General features: G+C 72.7%; 4 protein-coding genes and 1 pseudogene. 3 read left to right on the top strand and 2 right to left on the bottom strand.

What is annotated here, in order from left to right; all coding sequences use genetic code 11:
- Positions 1-57 precede the first annotated feature (57 nt).
- Both ACLQ2U_RS02600 and ACLQ2U_RS02595 read right to left on the bottom strand, forming a co-directional pair.
- Positions 58-1,119 carry a questin oxidase family protein gene (locus ACLQ2U_RS02600; protein WP_425748858.1) on the bottom strand — a complete coding sequence of 354 codons (1,062 nt, stop codon included), beginning with the start codon at positions 1,117-1,119 and terminating at the stop codon, positions 58-60.
- Between the two features lie 33 nt (positions 1,120-1,152).
- Positions 1,153-1,704: a phosphoribosyltransferase gene (locus tag ACLQ2U_RS02595; protein WP_425748857.1), complete on the bottom strand. Its 552-nt coding sequence runs from the start codon at positions 1,702-1,704 to the stop codon at positions 1,153-1,155.
- A 185-nt stretch (positions 1,705-1,889) separates the two neighbouring features.
- On the opposite strand from ACLQ2U_RS02595, the pseudogene ACLQ2U_RS02590 reads away from it, so the two are divergent.
- From ACLQ2U_RS02590 to ACLQ2U_RS02580, 3 genes and pseudogenes are all read left to right on the top strand, one after another.
- Positions 1,890-2,524: pseudogene (locus ACLQ2U_RS02590) on the top strand (septal ring lytic transglycosylase RlpA family protein).
- Positions 2,525-2,611: 87 nt separating this feature from the next.
- Positions 2,612-3,739, top strand: coding sequence for a PP2C family protein-serine/threonine phosphatase (locus ACLQ2U_RS02585; RefSeq protein WP_425748856.1), 1,128 nt, complete (start codon positions 2,612-2,614; stop codon positions 3,737-3,739).
- A 200-nt stretch (positions 3,740-3,939) separates the two neighbouring features.
- The gene (locus tag ACLQ2U_RS02580) at positions 3,940-5,796 is read left to right on the top strand and encodes an acyl-CoA dehydrogenase (protein WP_425748855.1); all 1,857 of its coding nucleotides are present in this window, start codon (positions 3,940-3,942) and stop codon (positions 5,794-5,796) included.
- Positions 5,797-5,911: the final 115 nt, after the last annotated feature.

Below are 5,911 nucleotides of genomic sequence, written 5' to 3'. Positions count from 1 at the left end.
CCCACACGCGGCACCTCGTTGCACCCAGCAGCGGGATTGATCTGCAAGCCCGCCCATTCATGGGCGGGTAGTTGACATCAGCTGGCCGGCGTAGCCGGCGGCGGCGAGCACCCGCTCGTCACCGGTCGCCGCGTGGGCGTCGAGGACGGCGTCGGCCAGCTTGACCACGTGCGCGTCGCCGTGCCGGGCGGCCCGGGCGAAGACCTCGGCCGGGGTGCCGGGTGCCACCGCCGGCATCGGGACGCCGGTCGGTGGGGCGTACACCGCGGTCACCGCCGCGGTGGCCGACCAGGCCGCGGCCAGGCTCGGCGCCCAGAGCGCGGGGTCGAGGGCCGGCAGGGTACGTAGCACCGCGGTCGGCGCGGTGACCGCGTGCACCAGCATCACCGCGTTGGCGTGCCCGAACCGCAGGTAGTCCAGGGCGGCCCGGTGCACCAGCGTGACCAGGCCCCGCTCCGCGTCGGCCGGCGTCCGCGCTGGGCGCAGCGCCGCCACCGCACCCTCCCACTCGGGTACGTCCCGGAGCCGTCCCAGCCGTGCCACGATCCCACCGGTACGGTCGGCGATCCGGGGCAGCCCGGCCAGCGCGGCGGTCACGTCCGGCCGCGCCGGTGCCCCGTCCCCCTCGCCGCCAGGGAAGGGGGCGGCGACGCCCGGGACCGGTTGCCAGCGGGCCGCCCAGTAGCCGAGGGCCTGGCCGAGTTCGGTCAGCCGGTCCGGGCCCGGGCCGTCCTCGCGGAGCACCCGGACGGCGTGGCCGACCCGGATGACGCCGTGGGTGGCCCCGGCGGCGATGCCCGGCAGCAGCCGCGGCCACCAGTTGCCCAGCACCTCCCGCCAGGGGCGTTCCCGCAGCTCGCGGTCGAAGTGGGCGAGCCAGTCGCCGGCCCGCTTCGGGTCGCCGAGCGCCTCCCGCCAGTCATCGATCGGCCGCAGGCCGCGGGGCAGCTCGTCGAGGCGGCGGAGGTAGTCGTCCAGCCAGCGGTGCACGCCCCGGTCGTGCCCGTGCCGGACCAGCGCCTCGACCGCCATCGGCCCGTGGTTGGAGAGCCAACCCTCGAACTCCGGGCCGGTCCGGTGCAGCCGTCGGTACGCCTCGTCCAGAATGCCGTCGTCCATGCGTCGATCCTCGGACCTGAACCTCGCTTTATGTCAACCGTGCAGCCGCTCGCCGTCGAGCAGGCCGCGTACGCCCAGCTCCCCGGCCAGCTCGGGCGGGCAGTCGACGACGATCGCGGCGGCGCCCACCCAGTGCGCTCCCCGGGCCGCGCAGATCTCCCGGACCGCCCGGACCTGCGCCCCGGTGGCCACCCAGTCGTCCACCATCAGCACCCGGTCGCCGGGGCCGAGCCGGCGGTCCACCACGGCCAGGTCGACCCGCCGCCCGCGGAAGTCCGGCGGGCTCTGCGCCCAGGTGAGCGGCCCGACCGGCAGCCGACCGTCGCCCGGCTTGTGGGCCGGCACGAAGCCCACCCCGAGCGCGGTGGCGGCGAGCGGGCCGAGCATCAGCCCGGTGACGGCCGGGGCGACCACCAGCGTCGGCCGGTCCCGACGGAACGGCTCGACCAGGGCCGGCCCGAGCCCGGCCAGCACCTCGGCATCCCGCCACCAGCCGGACGTGTCGCTGACCAGGTGGGTGCTGCCCGGCCCGGTGTCGATCCAGCGGAACAGCTCGACCAGACGTCTGCACAGCTCAGCGGCCATCCGCTCATCTTCGCGGAGGAATGCCACCGGTGGCATTCTGGGTCGTACGGTCCAGCGAGGCTCGGACGATCGGCTACACGTATCGGTGCAACTCCGGCCATACCGTCATGATCACGTTGACTTCGGAAGTGCTTCTCTCGTTACGGTCCGACCCGGTTTGTTCAGAAGACGAAAGGACCGGGCCGGTGGCTGGTAGGCACTCCCGTACCCGAAGGTCTCCTCGCCGGCCGGCATCGCCGCCACCGCCGCGGTCGGCGTCGCGCTCGCCGTCGGCGGCACCGTCGGCGCCGTGCAGCTGACCTCCGGCGAGGCGCGGGCCCCGGCCGTCGCCGACCCGGTGCCGAGCGTGGTCACCCCCAGCGCCACTACCGCGTCGCCGAGCCCCAGCCTCTCGCCCAGCGCGAGCCCGTCGCCGACCGTCACCGCCAGCCCCAAGGCGACCCGGTCCGCCCAGGCCGCCTCCCGGAGCAAGGCCCGGACCGCCACGCCGAAGCCGTCCGCCACCACGAAGAAGGCCGCTCCGAAGAGCGCCGTCGTGGCGAGCGGTTCCTGCGGCGCGTCCTTCTACGACGAGGGCCAGATGACGGCCAACGGCGAGACGTTCAACCCGGACGAGCTGACCGCCGCGCACAAGACCCTGCCGTTCAACACCCGGGTCCGGGTCACCAACCCCGACAACGGCAAGTCGGTGACCGTGCGGATCAACGACCGCGGCCCGTACATCGACGGCCGGTGCATCGACCTCTCCCGGGCCGCGTTCGAGGCGATCGCCTCGGTCGACCTCGGTGAGCTGACCGTCAAGTACGAGGTGCTCGGCTGACGGCGATCGGATCGGGGTGGCGGTCCGCCCGGCCAGAACACCCTGGACGAGGGGTCAGCTTCGTGTACCGCTTCACGTCCATCAGGCATGCTGTCCCTCGTACGTACGCATGCCTTCCAGTCGGGCCGTGGCCCGCTGAGCCCCGGGTCCCGCGCCGGCGTCGGCGCGGCCCTCGGGCTGCTCGCGATCATCTCCGCGGTCGAGCTGGCCGACGGCCGGACGGCCCACTACGTCGCGCTGATGATGATCGCGCCGATCCTGGCCGCGGGGTTCGCCTCCTGGCGGGTGGTGCTCGGGGTGGGCCTGGTCGCGATGGCCCTCGGGGCCGGCTTCGCGCTCGCTGAGCCCGAGGCGTCGCTGACCACCGCGGTCGACCTCGCTGGCATCGCCGTCGCCGCCGGCGCCGCAGCCGGGGTGGCGGCGGTACGGCAGCGTCAGGCCGAGCTGATCGCCGAGCTGTCGAAGCTGGCGTCGGTCGCCCAGCAGGCGGTGTTGCGCCCGCTCGGCCCGCAGGTGGGCACCCTGGCGGTGGCCGCCCGCTACATCTCCTCCACCGCCACCGCCGAGATCGGCGGTGACCTGTACGAGGCGATCGACACCCCGTACGGCGTACGCATGATCATCGGTGACGTCCGGGGCAAGGGTCTGGACGCGGTCCGCCTGGCCAGCATCGTGCTGGGGTCGTACCGGCACGTCGCGTACGAGCGGGCCGACCTGCGGGCGGTGGTGACCGACCTGGACCGGGCGGTGGCCCGCAGCGTGGGCGACGAGGACTTCGTCACCGCGGCGCTGGTCGAGGAGCGCGGCGGCACGCTGACCATCGTCAACTGCGGGCACCCGTCGCCGCTGCTGCTGCGCCGGGGCGCGGTGATCCCCCTCGAACCGCCCGCGCCGGCCCCGCCGCTCGGGTTCATGCCGGTGGTCCGGCCCCGGGTGGAGCGGCTGGAGCCCGGCGACCGGCTGCTGCTCTTCACCGACGGGCTCGGCGAGGCCCGGCGCGACGGGGAGTTCTTCCCCACCGCCGACCGGGCCTGGCGGCTGCTCGGCCACGGGACGGTCGGCGACGGCCTGGCCTCGCTGGAGACCGCTCTGGTCGAGTGGGTGCACGGCCGGCTCGACGACGACATCGCCCTGGTGCTGATGGAGTACACCGGCCCGCGCACCGGCGCGACCGTGCCGGTGCCGAGCTGGGAGGTCGGCGCGGCGGAGAGCTGACGCCCTGGCGCCGCGCCCCCGCCGGCCCCGGCCGGACCGCTCGGACGCTGACCCACCGGCCCCGGCCGGGTCGTTCGTAAGCTGAACCGCAGGTGTGTAATCGCTGTCACTTCGGGGATCGGCTTGTCGTTGGCTACCGGCGAGTAATACAGTCGGGGTTACTGATCGGTAACACCTGTCCGGAAGCGGGGCCAGCGAGCATGACCCACTACAAGAGCAACCTTCGGGACCTCGAGTTCAACCTGTTCGAGGTCTTCGGGGCGGACCGGACGTTCGGCCAGGAGCCGTACACGGACCTGGACGTCGACACCGCCCGCAGCTTCCTCTCCGAGGTCGATCGCCTGGCCCGCGAGGATCTCGCGGCCAGCTACACGGACAGCGACCGTAACCCGCCGGTCTTCGACCCGGCGACGCACACCGCGCCGCTGCCGGAGTCGTTCAAGAAGTCGTACCAGGCGTTCATGGACTCCGAGTTCTGGCGGCTGGACCTTCCCGAGGCGCTCGGGGGCACCAACGCCCCCCGGGCGCTCTGGTGGTCCCTCGCCGAGCTGGTGCTCGGTGCCAACGCGCCGATCTGGATGTACGCCTCCGGCCCGTCCTTCGCGCACGTGCTGCACGTCGAGGGCACCGAGCAGCAGAAGAAGTGGGCCAAGCTCTTCATCGACAAGCAGTGGGGCTCCACCATGGTGCTCACCGAGCCGGACGCCGGCTCGGACGTGGGCGCCGGCCGCACCCGGGCGATCCAGCAGCCGGACGGCTCGTGGCACATCGAGGGCGTCAAGCGCTTCATCACCTCCGGTGAGCACGACCTGAGCGACAACATCGTCCACTATGTGCTGGCCCGTCCGGTCGGTGTCGACGGCGTCGGCGGTCCGGGCACCAAGGGTCTGTCGCTCTTCGTGGTGCCGAAGTACCACTTCGACGAGAACACCGGCGAGCTGGGCGAGCGCAACGGCGTCTTCGCCACCAACGTCGAGCACAAGATGGGCCTGAAGGTCTCCAACACCTGCGAGGTGACCTTCGGCGAGCACGGCGTACCGGCCAAGGGCTGGCTGCTGGGCGAGAAGCACGACGGCATCCGGCAGATGTTCATGATCATCGAGTACGCCCGGATGATGGTCGGCACCAAGGCGATCGCCACCCTCTCCACCGGCTACCTGAACGCCCTGGAGTACGCCAAGAACCGGGTGCAGGGCGCCGACCTGACCCAGATGTCCGACAAGACCGCGCTGCGGGTGACCATCACCAACCACCCGGACGTGCGTCGCTCGCTGATGCTGCAGAAGTCGTACTCCGAGGGCCTGCGGGCGCTGGTCTGCTACACCGCGTCCTGGCAGGACAAGGTGGCCATCGCCGAGGCGGCCGGTGACGAGAAGGCGCTCAAGCTCGCCAAGCGGGTCAACGACCTGCTCCTCCCGCTGGTCAAGGGCGTCGGCTCGGAGCGGGCGTACGAGCTGCTCGGTCACGAGGCGCTGCAGACCTTCGGCGGCTCCGGCTTCCTCCAGGACTACCCGCTCGAGCAGTACGTCCGGGACGCGAAGATCGACACCCTGTACGAGGGCACCACGGCGATCCAGAGCCTGGACCTGATCTTCCGCAAGATCGTCCGGGACAACGGCAAGGCCCTGATGGCGGTCGCCGGCGAGATCCAGGAGTTCATCACCTCCGAGGCCGGCAACGGCCAGCTCAAGGAGGAGCGGCAGGCGCTCGGCAAGGCGCTCGGCGAGATCCAGAACATCCTCGGTGTGATGACCGGCTGGCTCGGTGAGGCGCAGGGTGGCGACACCCGGACCCTCTACAAGGTCGGCCTGGCCAGCCGTCGCTTCCTGCTGGCCATCGGCGACCTGGTCGTCGGCTGGCTGCTGCAGAAGCAGGCCGACGTTGCCCTGCGCGCCCTGGCCGGCGAGGTCTCCGCCGCCGACAAGGCGTTCTACACCGGAAAGGTGGCCGCCGCCCGGTTCTTCGCCCGCGAGGTGCTGCCCCGCATCGGCGCCGACCGGCGGATCATCGAGGGCACCGACCTGGAGCTGATGGACCTCCCGGAGGAGGCCTTCTGATCCCCGACGGGGTGAGAGATCCGGATCGACCGTGACACCGGCGGGGGGGGGGGGGGGGGGCGCCCCCCCCCCCCCCCCGGCCGGCCGCGCCCGCCCCGGGGGGCCGCCCCCCCCG

Origin of the sequence: Micromonospora sp. DT47, assembly GCF_049844475.1 — a bacterium.
In the GTDB taxonomy this organism is placed as follows: domain Bacteria; phylum Actinomycetota; class Actinomycetes; order Mycobacteriales; family Micromonosporaceae; genus Micromonospora.
The sequence above is the reverse complement of the archived record's forward strand: the minus strand, read 5'-3'. Positions and strand labels throughout refer to the sequence as shown.

Coding starts and splice junctions, on each gene's coding strand:
- ACLQ2U_RS02595 (WP_425748857.1), bottom strand. CDS start 1,704: ATGGCCGCTGAGCTGTGCAGACGTCTGGTCGAGCTGTTCCGCTGGATC.
- ACLQ2U_RS02585 (WP_425748856.1), top strand. CDS start 2,612: ATGCTGTCCCTCGTACGTACGCATGCCTTCCAGTCGGGCCGTGGCCCG.
- ACLQ2U_RS02600 (WP_425748858.1), bottom strand. CDS start 1,119: ATGGACGACGGCATTCTGGACGAGGCGTACCGACGGCTGCACCGGACC.
- ACLQ2U_RS02580 (WP_425748855.1), top strand. CDS start 3,940: ATGACCCACTACAAGAGCAACCTTCGGGACCTCGAGTTCAACCTGTTC.